Origin of the sequence: Thermococcus camini (genome assembly GCF_904067545.1) — an archaeon.
In the GTDB taxonomy this organism is placed as follows: domain Archaea; phylum Methanobacteriota_B; class Thermococci; order Thermococcales; family Thermococcaceae; genus Thermococcus; species Thermococcus camini.
In genome coordinates, this window is sequence record NZ_LR881183.1 from 1,102,351 (window position 1) to 1,120,222 (window position 17,872).

The 17,872-nt window shown below is 56.2% G+C and carries 20 protein-coding genes and 1 riboswitch; of the genes, 10 read left to right on the forward strand and 10 right to left on the reverse strand.

The window, feature by feature from the left end; translation table 11 throughout:
• Nucleotides 1-696, forward strand: coding sequence for a ribonuclease HII (rnhB, locus tag TIRI35C_RS05965; protein WP_188202126.1), 696 nt, complete (start codon nt 1-3; stop codon nt 694-696).
• 168 nt (nt 697-864) lie between these two features.
• On the opposite strand, the gene TIRI35C_RS11245 is transcribed toward rnhB, so the two are convergent.
• Together TIRI35C_RS11245 and TIRI35C_RS11250 are read right to left on the reverse strand one after the other, a co-directional pair.
• A complete protein-coding gene (locus TIRI35C_RS11245) occupies nt 865-1,395 on the reverse strand; it encodes a hypothetical protein (protein ID WP_343044035.1) in 531 nt (176 codons plus the stop codon).
• Nucleotides 1,395-2,249 carry a hypothetical protein gene (locus TIRI35C_RS11250; protein WP_343044036.1) on the reverse strand — a complete coding sequence of 285 codons (855 nt, stop codon included), beginning with the start codon at nt 2,247-2,249 and terminating at the stop codon, nt 1,395-1,397. The genes TIRI35C_RS11245 and TIRI35C_RS11250 overlap by 1 nt, the downstream gene beginning before the upstream one ends.
• Before the next feature lie 61 nt (nt 2,250-2,310).
• Here TIRI35C_RS11250 and TIRI35C_RS05975 point away from each other — a divergent pair, with 61 nt between their 5' ends.
• On the forward strand, nt 2,311-3,462 hold the full coding sequence (locus TIRI35C_RS05975; RefSeq protein WP_188202127.1) for a methyltransferase domain-containing protein: 1,152 nt from the start codon (nt 2,311-2,313) through the stop codon (nt 3,460-3,462).
• Here the strand turns inward: TIRI35C_RS05975 and TIRI35C_RS05980 are convergent.
• Nucleotides 3,457-3,645 (reverse strand): PCNA-inhibitor, encoded by a 189-nt coding sequence (locus TIRI35C_RS05980; protein ID WP_188202128.1) that lies wholly within the window; start codon nt 3,643-3,645, stop codon nt 3,457-3,459. The two genes, TIRI35C_RS05975 and TIRI35C_RS05980, sit on opposite strands and share 6 nt — an antisense overlap.
• 159 nt (nt 3,646-3,804) lie before the next feature.
• Here TIRI35C_RS05980 and glmS point away from each other — a divergent pair, with 159 nt between their 5' ends.
• Together glmS and TIRI35C_RS05990 are read left to right on the forward strand one after the other, a co-directional pair.
• The gene (glmS, locus tag TIRI35C_RS05985; protein WP_188202129.1) at nt 3,805-5,613 is read left to right on the forward strand and encodes a glutamine--fructose-6-phosphate transaminase (isomerizing); all 1,809 of its coding nucleotides are present in this window, start codon (nt 3,805-3,807) and stop codon (nt 5,611-5,613) included.
• Between the two features lie 10 nt (nt 5,614-5,623).
• Nucleotides 5,624-8,527: a peptide transporter gene (locus TIRI35C_RS05990; RefSeq protein WP_188202130.1), complete on the forward strand. Its 2,904-nt coding sequence runs from the start codon at nt 5,624-5,626 to the stop codon at nt 8,525-8,527.
• A gap of 6 nt (nt 8,528-8,533) precedes the next feature.
• On the opposite strand, the gene TIRI35C_RS05995 is transcribed toward TIRI35C_RS05990, so the two are convergent.
• From TIRI35C_RS05995 to TIRI35C_RS06010, 4 genes are read right to left on the reverse strand one after another with little or no spacing between them, the layout of a single operon-like run.
• Nucleotides 8,534-8,938: a ParB/RepB/Spo0J family partition protein gene (locus tag TIRI35C_RS05995; RefSeq protein ID WP_188202131.1), complete on the reverse strand. Its 405-nt coding sequence runs from the start codon at nt 8,936-8,938 to the stop codon at nt 8,534-8,536.
• The gene (locus TIRI35C_RS06000; protein WP_188202132.1) at nt 8,935-9,606 is read right to left on the reverse strand and encodes a class I SAM-dependent methyltransferase; all 672 of its coding nucleotides are present in this window, start codon (nt 9,604-9,606) and stop codon (nt 8,935-8,937) included. The genes TIRI35C_RS05995 and TIRI35C_RS06000 overlap by 4 nt, the downstream gene beginning before the upstream one ends.
• Nucleotides 9,607-9,888: an MTH1187 family thiamine-binding protein gene (locus tag TIRI35C_RS06005; RefSeq protein WP_188202133.1), complete on the reverse strand. Its 282-nt coding sequence runs from the start codon at nt 9,886-9,888 to the stop codon at nt 9,607-9,609. It abuts the gene before it with no gap.
• Nucleotides 9,889-10,170 carry a MoaD/ThiS family protein gene (locus TIRI35C_RS06010; protein ID WP_188202134.1) on the reverse strand — a complete coding sequence of 94 codons (282 nt, stop codon included), beginning with the start codon at nt 10,168-10,170 and terminating at the stop codon, nt 9,889-9,891.
• 60 nt (nt 10,171-10,230) lie between these two features.
• Between TIRI35C_RS06010 and TIRI35C_RS06015 the strand changes: the two genes are divergently transcribed.
• The gene (locus tag TIRI35C_RS06015; protein ID WP_188202135.1) at nt 10,231-10,980 is read left to right on the forward strand and encodes a hypothetical protein; all 750 of its coding nucleotides are present in this window, start codon (nt 10,231-10,233) and stop codon (nt 10,978-10,980) included.
• Here the strand turns inward: TIRI35C_RS06015 and TIRI35C_RS06020 are convergent.
• Nucleotides 10,943-11,617 carry an adenylate kinase gene (locus TIRI35C_RS06020; protein WP_188202136.1) on the reverse strand — a complete coding sequence of 225 codons (675 nt, stop codon included), beginning with the start codon at nt 11,615-11,617 and terminating at the stop codon, nt 10,943-10,945. The two genes, TIRI35C_RS06015 and TIRI35C_RS06020, sit on opposite strands and share 38 nt — an antisense overlap.
• 157 nt (nt 11,618-11,774) lie before the next feature.
• Nucleotides 11,775-13,211 carry a pyruvate kinase gene (gene pyk, locus TIRI35C_RS06025; protein WP_188202137.1) on the reverse strand — a complete coding sequence of 479 codons (1,437 nt, stop codon included), beginning with the start codon at nt 13,209-13,211 and terminating at the stop codon, nt 11,775-11,777.
• Nucleotides 13,212-13,304: 93 nt separating this feature from the next.
• Here pyk and TIRI35C_RS06030 point away from each other — a divergent pair, with 93 nt between their 5' ends.
• Nucleotides 13,305-13,769 (forward strand): peroxiredoxin, encoded by a 465-nt coding sequence (locus TIRI35C_RS06030; RefSeq protein WP_188202138.1) that lies wholly within the window; start codon nt 13,305-13,307, stop codon nt 13,767-13,769.
• 29 nt (nt 13,770-13,798) lie between these two features.
• On the opposite strand, the gene TIRI35C_RS06035 is transcribed toward TIRI35C_RS06030, so the two are convergent.
• On the reverse strand, nt 13,799-14,494 hold the full coding sequence (locus TIRI35C_RS06035) for a zinc metalloprotease (RefSeq protein WP_188203075.1): 696 nt from the start codon (nt 14,492-14,494) through the stop codon (nt 13,799-13,801).
• A gap of 94 nt (nt 14,495-14,588) precedes the next feature.
• Nucleotides 14,589-14,663: riboswitch (Fluoride riboswitch) on the forward strand.
• Nucleotides 14,664-14,687: 24 nt separating this feature from the next.
• Here TIRI35C_RS06035 and TIRI35C_RS06040 point away from each other — a divergent pair.
• From TIRI35C_RS06040 to coaBC, 4 genes are all read left to right on the forward strand, one after another.
• Nucleotides 14,688-15,554 carry a prenyltransferase/squalene oxidase repeat-containing protein gene (locus TIRI35C_RS06040; protein ID WP_188202139.1) on the forward strand — a complete coding sequence of 289 codons (867 nt, stop codon included), beginning with the start codon at nt 14,688-14,690 and terminating at the stop codon, nt 15,552-15,554.
• A 238-nt stretch (nt 15,555-15,792) separates the two neighbouring features.
• Nucleotides 15,793-16,164, forward strand: a complete 372-nt coding sequence (gene crcB, locus TIRI35C_RS06045; protein WP_188202140.1) for a fluoride efflux transporter CrcB — start codon at nt 15,793-15,795, stop codon at nt 16,162-16,164.
• Between the two features lie 4 nt (nt 16,165-16,168).
• Nucleotides 16,169-16,549 (forward strand): DUF190 domain-containing protein, encoded by a 381-nt coding sequence (locus TIRI35C_RS06050; protein WP_188202141.1) that lies wholly within the window; start codon nt 16,169-16,171, stop codon nt 16,547-16,549.
• A gap of 54 nt (nt 16,550-16,603) precedes the next feature.
• Entirely contained in the window at nt 16,604-17,818 is a 1,215-nt protein-coding gene (gene coaBC, locus TIRI35C_RS06055; RefSeq protein WP_188202142.1) for a bifunctional phosphopantothenoylcysteine decarboxylase/phosphopantothenate--cysteine ligase CoaBC, read from the forward strand.
• Nucleotides 17,819-17,872 lie beyond the last annotated feature (54 nt).

Sequence of the window (17,872 nt, forward strand, 5' to 3'; positions counted from 1 at the left end):
TTGAAGCTCGCTGGAATCGACGAAGCTGGCAGGGGCCCCGTAATCGGCCCCATGGTCATAGCGGCGGTTGTTGTGGATGAACGGAACGTTCCAAAGCTCGAAGAGCTTGGGGTTAAGGATTCGAAGAAGCTCACCCCCAGGCGGCGTGAGAAGCTGTTCGATGAGATAATCTCTCTGCTGGACGATTACGTGGTTCTGGAGCTCTGGCCGGAGGAGATAGACTCTCGCGAGGGAACTTTAAACGAGTTCGAGGTGGAGAACTTCGTCAAAGCCCTCAACTCGCTCAAGGTGAAGCCCGACGTGATATACATTGACGCCGCCGACGTGAAGGAGGCCCGCTTCGGCGAGGACATTCGAAAGAGGCTGAACTTTGAGGCTGGGATAGTCGCGGAGCACAAGGCCGACGACAAGTTCGTGCCGGTCTCGGCGGCCTCGATAATAGCGAAGGTAACCCGCGACAGGGCGATAGAGAAGCTGAAGGGGGAGTACGGCGAGATCGGGAGCGGCTATCCCAGCGACCCAAGGACGAGGGCGTTCCTGGAGAACTATTACCGCGAGCACGGCGAGTTCCCGCCGATAGTCAGAAGGAGCTGGAAGACGCTGAAGAAGATCGAGGAGAAGCTGGGTACAGAGGTGGAGGCCAGAAAACCGAAGAAGAAAGGGCAGGTCAGCCTGGACGAGTTTTTGAAGAAGTGAAATAACCCAATCAGCAACCCCTTTCAGGAACTCCCCGGTTCCCCAAATTTCTCTCCCAGTAGCGGGATTCTACCAAGAACTGCCGGAACTTTTCGAGTCCTAGCTCTATATCGATGCCGTTTCTCTTAAACATGATTTAGTACTAATCCGGATCAGTATTGGGAGTCCTCACCTTCCCAGTCTCAGCCTTATCCTGTCCTTTACCTCCAGCAACCATTCCAGGTAGAGCCAGACTGACTCCCTGAAGGCCTCCCAGCGGAGGAGCTCGTTGAGGGCCACGCCCATGACCACCGCCGCGGGGGGAACCAGGGCGGTTGCGTAGAAGCTGAACTGTGTCGTGCCCCCGAGCGCATACTGCATGAGGAACAGGGCCACGGTGCTCCAGAACACCCCGAAAGATGCCAGGATTCCGGATTTTTTCCTGTAAAGCCACGGGAGGGCAAGGATGAAGAGCGCCATCGCCAGAAGGAGGAAGGGATCGGTCTGGGCGAAGACGTCCGGGTTGTAGTGCAGGGCGAAGGCTTTCTTGTTTATGAACCACTCCCAGACGGGAGAGGCAGCTGGATGGCCGCCTTTGTTGGAGAGATGCCACCTGAAGCTTCCGAGGAATTCGTCGAACCACTTCTTCGGCCCGATCGCCACCATCGCCGGAACGTTCGGCAGGAGAAATCCAACCGCTGGAAGAACCGCTATCGTCACTAGAAAGCTGATGAGATTTTTCTCCCTTTGAGGGCCCTCCCAAGAAGGACGGGCCACCCGAAGGCGCCGCTGAGCTTGGTGGAGCCGGCGAGTCCAACGGCGAAGGCCGCGAGGCGGTCCCTGTCGTAGGCCAGGAAAAACACGAACAGGGCGACGAACAGGGCGACGTGGATGTCAAGCATGGCCACCACGGACATCGCCTGGAGGGTGGGGTCAGCTGCGGTGAAGGCTAGGGCTATGAGGGCCGCCAGATAGCTCCCGCTCACCCGGTAAGTCGCGAGGACGACGAGGAGCTCGATGAGGGCGAAGGCGATGATGCCGGGTATGCGCCAGTTTATCGGCTTATCCCCCAGGAGCATGCCGAGCATTATGAGGTCCTTCCCGAGGAAAGGATGCTCCGTGTTGAGGTAGTTCTGGATGTTGTCCTTGTCGGGATACCAGTGGCCGGGAACCGTGTAGTAAGCCCCCCCGGGTATTTCCCTCCCGACCTCTTCAAGGAAGGGCTCGAACTCGTCGGGGGGGAGCTCAAAGTAAACGCCCGGGAACTTGAGGTACTCCCTCTCGTAGGTTGCCCCGTGCCCCATAGCGATTTTCTCCACCCGGTATTGGTATTTTATCCGCATGCTCTGGTTGGAGAAGATGACGTTTACCCCTCGGGAACCCGTGGTCTCGTTCACGTAGGTCAGATCAACGCCGAGCCTGTGGAGGATGTTCCTGCCCGCGGGGACGTACCAGACCTCATCCCCCACGTAGTCACGAAAAACAGGCTGAGAGGCAAAATCGTAGAGATACCACAGAGAGCCGATGATAGTGACGGCAACTATCAGAATGAAGGCTATCCTTCGCCACTGCATTCTACCACCAGGCAGGAATATCACGGGCAACGTTTTTAAGCCTCTCCCCTTAGGCGAAAACATGTTCGAAGGGATAAGCGAGGAGAAGGTCAGGGAAGCTGTGGAGCTGATTAAAAGGGGCTACGACGAGAGGAAGCTCCGAGCAAGGCTCGGCAGTGACTGGGAAGTCATCGCGGAAATAGCCCGGGCGCGGATCAAGGCGAAGGACAAGTTCTCGCGCGACGACCTCTGGATGGACCTCGAGGGCCTGCGCTACTCAACCCACGAGATAGTCGCGAGGTACCGCTCGGAGCGCCTTGAGAAGGCCGGCGTGAGGAGCATAACGGACGTTTCCTGCGGTATCGGAATCCAGCTCATATTCTACGCCATGAAGGTTGAGAGGGCCTACGGAATCGACATAGACCCCGCAAAGGTCGAGTTCGCCAGGAGAAACGCCGAAAAGTACGGGGTCTCAAACATCGAGTTCATCAACGCCGACTCGCTCGCCCCCGAGACGGTCGGGAGGATCGACGCCGAGGTGGTCTTCTCAGACCCTGCCAGGCCCCCGGAAATGCCCGAAAGGCGGCTGGAAGACCTCCTGCCCAGCCCGCTCAGAATCTACGAAACGTACAAATCCCGGGCCGATGCGTTCATCTTTGACCTCCCGCCGCAGATAAGGCGCGAGAGGATACCCTGGAAGGGGGAGTTTGAGTACATAGACCTCTTCGGGGCCCTCAACAGGCTGACCTTCTACACCGAACCCCTCGCAGGGGTAGAGAGGAGCGCGGTTGTTCTTCCCGCGGGTGCAAGGCTGGAGAGCAATCCGGACCTTGAGAACATCCTCGAATGGACGGACGAGCCCGGCGAGTACCTCTACGAGGTCCCGCAGGCCGTTGACTACGCCGACCTGCTGAACGAGCTGTTCCACGTTCTAAACGGGGAAGTCAAAATGCTCCTCCGCGAAAAGAGACGCGTTCTAGCTACTGGCGACGCACCCCTGAAAAGCCCGTACCTCAAGAGAACCTACGCCGTGGTCGGCGTTGTCCCGTTCCACCCGGTAAGGATAAACGACTTCCTCAGGAAGGAGGGCTTCGGAAGGGCCACGCTCAAGCTCAGTGTCCCCCAGGAGGAGTACTGGCGGGTTAGGAAGAGGATCGAGGCTAACCTGAGCGGGGACAGAAGGGCCTTCGTCTTCAGGGTCGGCGGGAAGGCCGTGGTAGCCGAGGCACTATAGCTCCTCCACCCGGGCGTTCCTTATTTTCTTAGATCCTATGCGGAGCTGCTTGAAGTAGTCCACGTGTTCCTTTGGAAGAAAAGACTCCAAGTTGGTTGATTTCAGCCGCTTCTTTTTTCTCCTCCGCTCCCCAGGAACCTTCGGGGGAGCCGCCTCAAGGAACTCATCGAGCGTCCTGTTCATTCGGCCACCCTGAGTAGGTAGCCCAACAACTATAAAGACTTTTTCCCAATCGATGGATGAACCAAAGGGCATATTAATGCCTGAAAACAGGTCCCCTGAGAAAGGCTTTTAACTCTCGACGGTTTATCAGGGAAGAGAGTAATAAAGCGGGTGGTTGCCGTGTGTGGAATAATAGGCTACATCGGAGATAGGGCCGCGTGCGAGGTAATAGTCAAGGGGCTCAAGAGGCTCGAATACAGGGGGTACGATTCTGCCGGCGTTGTAACGGAGGACGGAGGAAAGCTCTTCATAAAGAAGGGGGCCGGAGCCATAGACGAGCTCACCGAAAAGCTCGGCCTCCTTGAGATGCCGGGGAAGAGGGGCATAGGCCACACCCGCTGGGCCACCCACGGCGTTCCTAACGAGATTAACGCTCATCCCCACACCGACTGCACCGGAAAGATCGCACTCGTCCACAACGGTATAATCGAGAACTTCGCAGAGATTCGCGAGTACCTGCTCTCCCTGGGGCACACCTTCAAAAGCGATACCGACACGGAGGTTATAGCCCACCTGATAGAGGAGGAGCTTAAGAGCGCCCCCAGCTTCGAAGACGCTATGAGGAATGCCCTTCTGAAGCTGAGGGGTTCCTTCGCGCTTGGCATAATCTACGCCGAAGAACCCGACCGGCTCTATTTCGTGAGGAACGAAAGTCCCCTCGTCCTGGGGATAGGGGACGGCGAGAATTTCGCTGCCAGTGACGTGCCGGCCTTCCTCGAGTACACAAACAGGGCCGTCTTCCTCGACGACGGGGAGTACGCGGTCATAGGAAAGGACTTCTACGTTATCAAGAAGCTCGCAACCGGCGAGGTCGTTGAAAAGCCGGTCCAGGAGATTGAATGGACGCTGGAAATGGCCGAGAAGTCCGGCTACCCACACTTCATGCTCAAGGAGATATACGAACAGCCGAGGGCGATAAAGGACGCAATCCACGGCAACATCGACGCAGTGAAGAGGGCGGCGGAGGAGATAGCCCGCTATGAGAAGATATTCATAATTGCAATGGGCACCTCCTACCACGCCGGTCTCGTGGGCAGGTATCTCTTCCAGAGGCTCGCGAAGAGGGTTCCGATCGTTGAAGACGCAAGCGAGTTCCGCTACGAGTTCGAGGACCTCATAGACGAAGACACCCTCGTGATAGCGATAACCCAGAGCGGGGAAACCGCCGACACCCTTGCGGCGATGAAGCTGGCGAAGAAGAGGGGCGCCAAGGTTCTCGCGATAGTCAACGTCGTCGGCAGCATGGCCACCCGCGTGGCGGACATGACCCTCTACACCCACGCCGGACCGGAGATCGGCGTGGCGGCGACCAAGACCTACACCACCCAGCTCACCGTCCTGACCATGCTCGCTATCGAACTCGCGAGGGTTCTCGGAACGGCGGACGAGGCGTACCTCTCCTCCCTTGAGAAGGGCCTCAAGAGGGTTCCCGACCTCGTGGAGAGCGTCCTTAAGCACGACGCTGCCCTCAGGGAACTCGCCGAGAATCTCGCGGACAGGAGGGACTTCTTCTACATTGGAAGGGGCATAAACGTGCCAACCGCCCTCGAGGGAGCCCTCAAGCTCAAGGAGATAAGCTACATCCACGCCGAAGGTTTAAGCGCCGGCGAGCTGAAGCACGGCCCGCTTGCCCTCCTCGAAGAGGGCGTCCCGGTCGTCGCGGTGGCCCCGAGCGGGAAGACCTTCGACAAGATGGTGGGCAACGTGGAGGAGTCAAGGGCGAGGGGAGCGTTCATAATCGGCCTGGGGGACAGGGAGGAGCTGAGGCGCGTCTCCAGCGCCTTTATCGAGATGCCCGGTATCGACGAACTGATGACCCCCATCGTATATATCATACCGCTCCAGCTCATCGCGTATCACCTGGCGGTTTTGAGGGGCAACGACCCCGACAAGCCAAGGAACCTGGCAAAGTCCGTTACCGTTGAATGAGGTGATCTGGATGGTGAAAACAGAGATTAAGGAAAAGCGGAAGAAGAAAAAGGCGGAAAATACTTCCTCCTTCGGAAAATACTACCCGATGTTCAAGAGCTACGGCCTTCCGCTGATAGCACTCCTGCTCGCGTATCTGGGCTTCAAACTGAGGAACATAACCTCGAACTACAAGACCTTCCTCGACCCGGACACATTTTATCACTACGAGATTTACCGCCTTGCGATAAGGGAGTGGCTTCCCAAGTACTTCCCGCTGGCCAATCCCCCCGCGGGCCTTAAGATAGGCGAGTCCCTCGGGCTATACACGGTGCAGGCGGCGTTCTACAAGCTCGTCAGCCCGCTTGGATACGACGTCATGGGAGCTTTCAAACTCTGGCCGCCCTTCGTTGGAGCGATGACCATAATAGCCGTTTATTTCCTCGGAAAGAAGCTCCACTCCAGCTGGGCGGGCATCTGGGGAGCAGCATTTATGATGTTCTCCTACGCCAACTTCACCAAGACTATGTCCGGCAACAACCGTGGTGAAGGCCCGTTCATGATGTTCTTCCTCTACGCAGTGCTTTTCCTCCTGATATACCTCGATGAGAAGAAGTGGAACTGGAAGAAGATCCTGGGCGGAGCGCTGTTCCTGGTTACGAGCGTCCTCTACATGGGCGTCTGGCTCGGAAGCCAGTTCGGTGTTGGAATACTCCTGCTCTTCGCCGCGGTTCACACTGTAGTGCTCTTCATCTTCGGCAAAATTGACGAGCTCAAGCGCTTTACCGGGGAGTTCTACCCGCTCTATGGCCTCTCCCTGCTCCTCGGCCTTGCCCTCAACACCACCGGCTTCGTCAAGATAAAGGGCTTCCTGGTGTTCTCCATTGAGGCCTTCATAGGTCTGGCCATACTGGCGGCCATAATGCTCTACGGCCAGAGGGCGGGCCTCAACTACTCCGACAAGAAGCACCGCTTTGGAGTGGTCGCGATAGTCGGAGTCCTCGGCTTCGTCGCGGCCTACTTCTACCTTGGACCGGACCTGCTCAAGTTCCTAGGAAGCGCCTCCCAGTCCAACCCGCTCTACCAGACCGTCGCGGAGCTAGCTAAAACGCAGTGGTCCGACATTAAGGACTATTACAGCCTTCGTTATACTTATGACTATACTCTGAAGAAGATTGTCGGTGTTGACGGCTTAATATTTTTTGTCTCGCTTGCCGGCTTCGTGATAGTCCTCGTCCGCTTCGTGCTCAAGCTGGTTAGGGGCGACCTGACGGGCTACAAGGAGGTCTTCATCGTTTCCTACTACTTCGGTTCCCTCTACCTTCTCCTTACGGCCGTCCGTTTCGTCTTCCAGGCTTCGGGAGCCATACTCCTGCTGGCGGGCATAGCGATAGGCGAGGTCTTCCTCTTCGTGGAGAACATGAAGGAGAGCACCACAACCAAGGCCCTCTACGCAATCCTGCTGATAATCCTGTTCCTCCCGCTCCCCATAATCGGTGCACAGCACAGCAAGGCTCTCGCGACGAACACCGCCAAGGCCCAGGGTTCCGTCCCGGCCGACTGGGTGAACACCCTCACCTGGCTCAGGGACAACAGCGATCCCCTCGACAGCGCCACGAGCTGGTGGGACTACGGATACTGGATCGAGTCGAGCCTGCTTGGTAACAGACGCTCCGCCACGGATGGCGGTCACGCATATGACAGGCGCTACATAGTTGCCGACTTCTTCTCCCACTACGGCAACGAGAGCGAGCAGGACTTTGAGGCATGGGAGCTTAACTACCTCATCGTCTGGCAGAAGGACATCTACAAGTTCAACGCCATAAGCTACCTCGGCGGTGCGATAGACTACTACGAGTACAGCCACGTCCCGATGTTCCAGGTCATACCCATGCAGTACATCCAGTACGTCAATGAGAGCGGAAAGACCGTCGTGTACATAAACACCGGCCAGGCAGCGTATCAGCCCGTTATGACGGTCGATCTCGTGAAAGGGATGATCATAAACGGTGGCGGGGATATACCCTACGTCCTCTACGTGTTCGGCAACTACGGTGTGCTGGCTTACAAGAAGGTGGCCTTCAGCAACTTCGTCAGGCTCGCGTTCCACATTCCGTACTCCTTCGAGCCGTGGGATGCTCAGAAGCTCTTCGCCAACTTCAAGCCGGTCCATAACAATGGAGGAGTATCCACCTACGAGTTCAGACCGTTCGCCGTGTACAGGATCGATAAGTATGAGAACGGCACCTGGAAGGCCTTCTACAGCACGATGGGAGGAGGAAAACTCCCGCTCGGAGAGCAGAAGCTCAGACTCTGGATTTCAGCCTTCGGTAGGGACGTCAAAGACGCGGCCCTGATCTTCGAGGCCTACAACGGAACCGAGCTCATCAAGAGGGAGACCCTCGCCGAGGGCCTCAGCATAGACCACCTCAACGAGACCCCCGTGGAGGTCAGCCTCTTCGTGCCGAACGCCACCAGCTACCGCTTCGTCCTCATTCAGGACGGCCCGGTTGGAGTGCTCAACGGCGAGCCGAGGGTAAACGGAGAGGTCGCCAATCCAAGCTACCTCCTGGATGAGGGTCAGAGCGGTCAGCTTGAGCTTAAGGCCGCGTTCAGGAAGGACTACAGCGACGTGGAGCTTGCACTCAGGGCCAGCGTAGTTTACTACGTCGCCCCCAACGGCAAGGACATAGAAAAGGACGAATTCCATCTCGAGCCCCACCAGGACATCATCACCTACGTTCCGGTCAAGGGACTGAGCGTCAAGGCCGGTGACAACGTGATAACCGCCCAGGCATCAATGCCCGATGGCGTATTTGAGGGCTACATTCAGAAGCTCTACCAGAAGTACGGCGAGGACAAGGTTGTCATAGTCAAGAAGCGCGTGGAGCCGGTGTTCATAACGAAGAAGGAGTACGCAATCTGGGAGGGCTGAGCCCTCCTAATCCCTGACTATTTTTACTCCTCCAAGGTCCTTAAGCCCGCTCTTCTCCGCGGTTCTCACGACCCCCGGCAGGAACCGAACCTTCGGCCGCAGTACGAGCGCCTCCACCTCCCTGAAGCCCAGCTTCCAGAGGGCAAAGGCCCTGTGGTGGCCGTCGAGGATATAGTAGCGCCCCCCGTAGGGTATGACCGTTATCGGGGCATTGTATCCGTGTTTTATCTCCTCCAGCACCACGAGAAGCTTCACCTCACTGAGCTCAGCCTGTGTTGGGACAAGAAGCTCCACCTGCAGGAAGGAATGCTCTATCTCAAAATCGATACCGTAGGCCGCCCTGTATTCGTTCATTATGCGCTCCGCGCGTTTAAACGCCTCCTCCCGGGTTATGAGCCGTATCTTCCTCAAACCTTCCTCCCCCTGACCGCCACGAACGCCGCAAGGTTCCTGCATTTCCTGTGGCACTTCCTGTCCACCCCCTCGGCCAGCCCGGTGAAGGGCCAGAACGAGGGAAAGAATATTACCCCAGCACTCTCAACCTCCTCGAATCCCGCCCCCCGGAGGAGCTCCTCAAGCTCGCTGGGAGTGTAAAAGCGAGCGTAGCGGTAGGCGGTTTCAACGAAGAGGCTCTTAAGCCGTTTGAAGAGGAACCACGCACTGCGTCCGTTCATGGTGCCGACGACCGCCTCGCCCCCCGGCCTCAGGACGCGGTGGATTTCGGAGATGACTTTTTCCGGCTCGTGAATAAACTCGAACATCGTGACGCTCAGGACGAGGTCAAAGCTCCCGTCCGGAAACGGCAGGCTGTAGGCGTCTCCCCTGACGCAGTTCAGACCCTTCGAGCGCGCTATCTTCAGCATTCCCTCGCTGGCGTCGAGACCGACGACATCGAAACCCCTCCTTTTGAGCTCCAGGGTGTAGTTCCCGGTCCCGCAGCCGAGGTCGAGGGCCCTTCCCCTCCCGGTCCGCAGCATGGAGAATATCAGCCATTTCTCCGTCCTGTCCACGTAGCGGCCCGTTTTCGTCCGGTACCATGCATCGTAGCGTTCGGCTATCCTGTCAAAGTACTCGACCATTCAGACGCCCACCTTGCCCTCGATTGTCAGCGGCTTATCAACGCGGTCGTCGATTTTGAGGCTTATCACGACGCGCTTTGCCCCTGCCTCCAGAATCGCCCTGTGGCATCTCTTAACAAGTTCGAGGATCTCATCCACCGGGCCCTCCACCACCGTCCCCATCGGACAGACCCGGTACTTCAGTCCGCTGGAGGTTATAACGTCGATAACCGGACGCAGGTATTCCCCGACGCTGGGACTCTCCGTGCCGAGCGGGAAGAGGCAGAGCTCCGCAACCGCCATTCAACCACCTCCCGCTGGAGGGAATATGTGAACCACATCATCCTCATTCAGCTCGGTATCGAGGCCCTTGAGGTGAAGAACGTTGTGGCCGTTGACGAGGACCATGCCGTCTATGGGCTTATCCGGGCCGACGCGGGGCGTTCCAAGGAGCTGCTTCTTTATCTCAGGGGTATAATGTTCGGCGAGGTAATCTACGAGCTCGCGGACGGTCCTCACCCCGTGAACCTCAACCTCCCGCCTGCCGATTATCTCGCGGAACGTGGCATAGAACATGACCTTCATCCGGGTCACCTGAGAAAGTTGAACAAAACCCTTAAAGTGATTTCGCCGTAGAACTATCAAATGACAGTACTAACCGTTGAACCCCCCGAGTACTATCCCGTGGTCGAGAAGCTCTTCGCCGGAAACATCCGGGATGCCCTCGAAACCCTAGGCGTGGAGCTCGTTGGCATGAAAGTCGGTGTGAAGCCTGTAGGAAGGATAATAAAGCTGGCATTCCTCTTCGAAATCCGCAGGCCCGAGACGTTTCTTCCCGGCGAGCTGGACTCGATAATATCGGGCCTCCTTGAGAAGCTGGCCGAAGAAGCTACGCGCACGTTTGGGAGGCTGTACGACGCCAGGTTTCAGGTGGCGGGATTCAGAACCATAGAGGCCGCCAGAAAGCCGCAGAAGGAGGAAGTCAGCCTCGTGGTGAACTGTCCCGAGGATCTCAGGAGAACGATAGAACGGCTGGGGAAGGGACTTGTAATCTACCTGAAGGACAAGAGAATCGACTTTTCAACCATCGTCCTCAACATGCCCTCCGACGGCAGACCACAGCTTACCATCACCCTGCTGCTCCCCGAGGAAAAACCATCGAGCATAAAGGAAAACCTTGCTAGGGACATCACCCACAAGGCATCCTCCTACCTCAGGACCCTCAACGCGGAATACATATCCGTCAGGGCAAGGGTGCTCGATCCGGGAGACAAGACTGTTGGGGTCATCATGAAACGCTTGGACCAGATAGAGAAGGAAGCAGAGGAACTGGCGGAGATGGACGAAATACAGGACCTCATGAGCGTCCTGGGGAAAGAGACTCGCGAGAGCTGATGTAGTCGAGGAGGGGCCTTATGCGTTCCCAGACCTGAGATATCCCATCGTGTCCATCCACCTTGACATGTATTCCCTGTTTACGGTAGAACTTGATTATTGGCCCCATGTTCTTTATGTAAAGGTCGTAGCGGTTGCCGACGATCTCGGGTCTGTCGTCCTCACGCTGAACCAGCTCAGCGCCGCAGACGTCACACTTTCCGGGAACCTTCGGGGGCCGGTACTTAACGTGGTAAACGGCACCGCACTTCGGGCATATTCTCCTGCCAGATATCCGCTCTATGCTTTCCTCCTTCTCGATGAAGATCTCAAGGGCCACGTCTATTTTCATGCCGTGGTCGTAGAGGTAGTCCTCGAGCGCCAGAACCTGTTCCGCCGTTCGGGGGTATCCGTCGATGATGAAGTTCTTCCGGTTCCGCCTGAGCCGCGAGATCACGAGGGTGTTGACAACGGTGTCCGGAATGAGTTCACCCCTTGCAAGATATCTCTCCAGCTCCCTCCCCAGTTCACTGCCCCTCTCTATCTCAGCCCGTATCATGTCACCAGAAGAGACGTATACCAGACCATAGCGCTCGGTTATCGTCCTTGAATGGGTGGACTTTCCGCTCCCAGGCGGACCAAAAATGAGAATGTTCATTTTTCTCACCCTGGTTAGTTATTCGCGGGAGGCTAAAAGGATTGCGGTAAACCCAAAGTCCCACCTATCTGCACTTCCAGAAGCCCCTCCCAGCGGGTGAAGGCCTGAAGCGTCCGTTGTGCGGCGAGGCGGCCCAAAATCGGCTTGAATAAAAAAGTCAAACGGTGAAAATCCTTATCGTGTTCGTCCCAGCGGTCTTTCCTATCGGGGTTCCCTTCGTTAGCAGGATCGTGTCGTTCTCCTTGACGAGGCCGAGACCGCGTATCAGACGCAGTATCTCGTCCTCGCTGGTCTCCTCCACGACGAATGGATAGACTCCGTAGGAGAACATCAGCGTGTTGCCGACCCATTCGTCCCGCACGAAGGCGAGAACCCACTGCTTCGGCTTGAAGCGCGAGATGAGCCTTGCGGTCTCGCCCGTCCTCGTCGGGGTGAGGATGTGCTTGATGTCCATCGAGTTCAGGGCCTCAATGATGCTCCTCGCTATCGTGTCCTTTATTGTGCCTTTCCTGGGCATCCTGCCCTTCCACTCGCTCATCTTCCACTCCACTATGCGCGCGGACCAGAGGGAATCCCTGTACGCCTCGATCGTCTTGGCTATTTTGGCCATCATCCTCACGGCATCGACGGGGTATCTGCCGACCGCAGTTTCCTCTGAGAGCATCACCGCGTCCGTACCGTCAAGGATGGCGTTGGCGACGTCGGTGACTTCGGCCCTCGTCGGGAGCTTTTCCTCCGTCATGCTCTCAAGCATCTGTGTCGCGGTAATGGCGGGCTTGCCGGCGACGTTGGCTTTGTGGATGAGTTTCTTCTGGAGGATGGGCAGCTTCTCTATGGGCATCTCAACCCCGAGGTCGCCGCGCGCTATCATTATGCCATCGGCGGCGCGGAGAATCTCGTCGAAGTTCCTGACGGCATCCGGCCGCTCTATCTTTGCAATGATAAACATCCTGCCGTCCTTTTCCTCAACAAAGCGCCTGACTTTGAGAACGTCATACGCCGAGCCGACGAAGCTTATGCCTATCGCATCGACGCCGTGTTCCATGGCGAATTCTATGAACCGGAGGTCACTCTCGGTCACCGCGTCTATTGCTATCCTTGCCTTCGGAACGTTTATACCCTTGTGGGAAAAGAGGGTTCCCCCAACAAGGACTTTACATACCACGTCGGTACCGCGGACTTCCTCCACGCGGAGGGCGATAAAACCGTCGCTCAGGTAGATGACGTCTCCCCTGGAAACCATCTTTGGAAAGTCCTTGAACTGGACCGGAATAAGGCCCTCGTTGCCGACCACGTCCCTGGTGGTGAGCGTTACCGTCTGCCACCTTCTGAGGGTCACTGAACCGCCAGCAATCTCGCCAACGCGGATTTTTACACCCGGAAGATCGCCGAGGATCGCCACGGGGCGGTTCAACCTCCGAGCCGCCTTCCTCACCAGCTCAATGGTGCGGGCGTGCTGCTCCAGATCCCCGTGGGCGAAGTTTATACGCACCACACCCATTCCTGCCTTTATCATTGCCTCGATCGTTTCGCTCTTGAGGGACGCAGGCCCAATAGTGGCCACGATCTTCGTCTTGTGAGCGGGAAGCCTCATGTTCTCTCACCTAGTCTTGTAGTTGCCGCGCTTCCTAATAACCTTTGCCGAAAGGATTAAGAGTTAGAACGCCATACTTCCATGGGTGGTGGCATGAACACCCTCGATATCCGGGTTTTCGACGAAAACGGGAGGGAGGTAACCCTCCGGGAGATCATCGGCGGAAAATGGGCCGTCGTCTATGTCTATCCAAAGGACAACACACCCGGCTGTACAACGGAAGCAAAGGAATTCACCGAGCTCCTCCCAGAGTTCGAAAAGCTGGGCTTTCAGGTGATAGGCGTCTCGAAGGATTCCGTCGAGAGCCACAGACGCTTCAAGGAGAAGCACGGACTAAAGGTTAAACTCCTGAGCGACCCGGATGCGAAGCTGATAAGGGCCCTCGGAGCCTGGGGCAAGAAGAAGCGCTACGGGAAAGAGTACGAGGGAGTGATAAGGAGCACGTTCATATTCAACCCCCGCAGAGAAATCGTCTGGCAGAAGACCAACGTTCGTGCGAAGGGCCATGCGGCAAGGGTGCTGGAAGAGGCAAGGAAGCTGGTGAGTGAAGGGCAATAATGAAGAAGCCAGGCATTTGGAGTTGGACTTCACAGTCGATGGTCCGAAGACAGGTTCGACTTCAACTTGAGGAGGCACGTTCTGCAGTAGCCGGGTACCCTTGAATCCCATTCCTCCATACTGGCGGGCGGGTTCATGACACACTGGTTGGTGCAGTGCTCCAGCCCGAAACCATGGCCCACCTCGTGGAGAACCCCTTTAAGAAGCCTTGCCTTGAAGAGCTCCAGGGAAGCCCTCAGACGGCCCTGCGATTCCTTCTCCGGGCCGTCTTCTCCACCCGTCTTTCTCAGCAGCCCAGAGAGTTCGGGCGGTTCGAAGGGGTTCATCGAAAGCACCATTATCCTGAGGCCGAGTCTCGTTTCATGGATGCCGAGGAACTTCTCGTAGAAGTCGAAGTATGGATTGCGGGAAACCAGGGGGAAAGTCGTGAGGGCGAACATCTTATCCATCTTGATATCCGGCCGCTCCTCAATTTCGTGGATGAGCTTGGCATGGAGCACATCGACGAGGGCCTCAAGGGGATAGGCCCGGATCTTCCCTTCGGGGGTGTATATGTCTATCAGATAACCCGGCTCGAGCTTGAGCTTTCCAACGTAGAGAAACCTCAGAGGAAGATTGTTCTCTTCAAAGAACCTGTTAGCCCCGTCGAATACGTCAAAGACAACTTCTTTTATCAGGTCCTCACTTATGAAGTTGCCGACGTATGTGAAGGCTATGAACTCCATGATTTCATCACAGAAAAAGGCTCTCACCAGACTTATTAAGCTTTTAGGTGATTAGCCCGTTGCACCACAAAGATTTTTAACCGCCATCCTGAAGGGTCACGTGGGCGATGGCGTCCGCCCGGGCTTCGAGCCGAACCGCCCGCCGAGGGCTGATGACGCCTGTTCTCCGTCAAAACCTTGAGGAGGCGGTAGAATGGGCTCGAAGCTTTATACAATCGGACGATTTGTTAACGCTGATTCGCTCATGAGGTATATAGAGGACAGACGCCACGAGGACGGCGGTTACTGCTTTGTCAGCGTTCTCGACGACACCAACGTCAACGACACTTACTATGCCATCAAAATATATGACCTCCTTGGCATGGAGGTTTCGGAGCCAGAGAAGACGGTGGAGTTCCTCGAAAGGGCAATACAGCCCCAGACGGCGGTCGTTGCGATAGCAATGGCAATGGAGGGTCTGGCGATACTGGGTGCAAAAGACATCGCGATGGAGCACCTTGACATCGTTTTCACCAAGTACAACCCCCTTGAGGGCAGGTTCGCCGTTGGTCTCGGTGGAAGCGAGGAGTTTGGAACGGCGACGCCGCTGGAGGCAACTTACTGGGTCGTTAAGGCGTTCAAGGCTATAGGCTATGATTTCAGCCCCGACGAGAAGGAAGCCATAAGGACCTTCGTTATGAAGTTCAGGAACGGAAACGGTTACGGCGTTAAGGGGCCAACTACGACGATGACGTATCAGGCACTGCACACGCTCCGCACTCTGGGCTACAGGCCGCCTAAGAGTCCCCACTTCAAGAACTGCGAACTCTGCGGCGAGTGGGGCGGCTTTACGGAGGTCCCATACAGCCTTCCGCCCTACCTCGAGCCCACGTTCTACGCTTCCAGAGGGCTTGAACTGCAGGGTGAGAGGTCAGACTGTCCAAGACGGCACATCTGGTTCATACGCCAGCTTCAGAACTCCAACGGCGGCTTCAGACGTTCGCTGGAGCTGGGCATCTCGAACTTCCAGAACACATACCGGGCGCTGGCGGTGCTTAACTTCATGAAGGGGTTCATCTGAGTGGTGGGCATGGATTTGATTGGCATTTACCTCCGGGCTCTGCACCTACCACGCATGGAAGACTCTCGGAGAGACCCACCCCGACCCCCACCCCTGGCCGCTGGGAGTGGCGATTATTTAAGGTATTACAGCCATCGCGGGCACACTCCAGCTTGAAAGCCCTCCCAAAATCTTAAGTAGGGATCATTGGATGCATGCTGGAGGAAGGGCAGAAATCGAGAACCACAGGGGTGGGAAAATGAACTTCAGAATAATCACCGCGATAATGCTCGGCGGCGCCCTCGGTGCGCTGGCAAGGTTCTACATCTCGGGAATACTGCCGGTTTACAGAGACTTCCCGGTTGGGACGCTCCTCGTGAACAGCATAGCCAGCCTGATCCTCGGCTACCTCTACGGCCTGCTCTTCTGGGGCATAGGAATTTCAACCGAGTGGAGGCTCTTCTTCGGGACTGGCTTCTGCGGTGCTTTGAGCACGTTCTCAACGTTCTCGTATGAGACTTTTTCGCTTCTCCGTGAGAGGGAGTACCTTATAGCGGGTCTCAACATCGCGGCAAACGTTATAATAACCGTCACCCTAGTATTCGCGGGCTTTCTCCTGGCCCGGAGGTGATTGAATGGTCGAAGTCGAACACTGGAACACGCTCCGCCTTCGCATCTACATAGGCGAGAACGACCGCTTTGATGGAAAGCCCCTCTACAAGGCGATAGTGGAAAAGCTCCGCAAGATGGGCATCGCAGGGGCAACGGTGTACCGTGGCATCTACGGCTTTGGAAAGAAGAGCCGTGTTCACTCCGCCGACGTAATGAGGCTCTCGACGGACCTGCCCATCGTGATAGAGGTCGTTGACAGGGGATACAAGATCGAGAACGCCATAAATGAGGTAAAGCCCATGATAAAGGACGGCATGATAACCGTCGAGCCGACGATAGTTGTCTGGGTTGGAACGTCGGAGGAGATGAAAAAATTTGAGGACGATGCGGTCAGGGAGCTTTGATTTTCCCAATACATTATATATGAGTTAAACGAATCCCCTTCTGGAGGTGTTTCCATGCTTCACCACGTCAAACTGATTCATGCCACGAAAAGCAGAAAACTCGTTGGCAAAAAAATCGTTCTCGCGATTCCCGGCAGTATAGCGGCAGTAGAGTGCGTAAAACTTGCCAGGGAGCTGATACGGCACGGCGCGGAAGTCCACGCCGTCATGAGTGAGAACGCAACCAAAATAATTCACCCCTACGCCATGGAGTTCGCCACCGGAAATCCGGTCGTGACGGAAATCACCGGCTTTATAGAGCACGTTGAATTGGCTGGAGAGCACGAGAACAAGGCCGACCTGATCCTCGTCTGTCCTGCAACTGCAAACACGATAGGAAAAATCGCCTGCGGCATAGATGACACGCCAGTTACAACCGTTGTGACAACAGCTTTTGCCCACACGCCCATAATGATAGCCCCTGCGATGCATTCAACAATGTACGAGCATCCGATAGTCGTTGAGAACATCGAGAAGCTCAAGAGGCTCGGCGTCGAGTTCATAGGCCCCCGCTTTGAGGAGGGAAAGGCGAAGGTCGCCTCGATAGACGAGATAGTCTACCGCGTAATCAAAAAGCTCCATCCAAAGACCCTCGAAGGAAAGCGCGTTCTCGTCACTGCCGGCGCAACGCGGGAGTACATAGACCCGATTCGCTACATAACCAACGCGAGTTCTGGAAGAATGGGCGTGGCTATAGCGGAGGAGGCGGAATTCAGGGGGGCCGAGGTAACGCTCATTAGGACTAAGGGGAGCGTTCCCAGCTTCGTAGAGAGCCAGGTCGAGGTGGAAACGGTAGAGGATATGCTTGAGGCGATAGAGAACGAGTTAAAGGCCAAGAAATACGACATAGTTGTCTTAGCGGCCGCGGTCAGCGACTTCAGAGTTAAGGAAAAGGCCAGCGTAAAGATAAAGAGCGGGAAAACACTGACCCTTGAGCTTGAACCTACGCCGAAGATAATAAACAGGGTAAAGAAACTTCAGCCCGACACATTCCTCGTCGGTTTCAAGGCGGAGACTGGCCTCAGCGGGGAGGAGCTTATCGAAGCAGCAAGAAGACAGATCGAGAGGGCAGGGAGCGATTTAGTTGTTGCAAACACGCTCAAAGCTTTTGGCAGTGAGGAGAACGAGGCCATCCTCGTGGGCAGGGACTTCGTCAAAAAACTTCCCAGGATGGGTAAACGCGAGCTGGCCGGGGAGCTCTGGAATGAAATAACTTCGATTCTTGGATGAATAAGGAAAACCTTTTTTACTTCAATATCCAATTTTCTCTAAAACCCTTCGAGG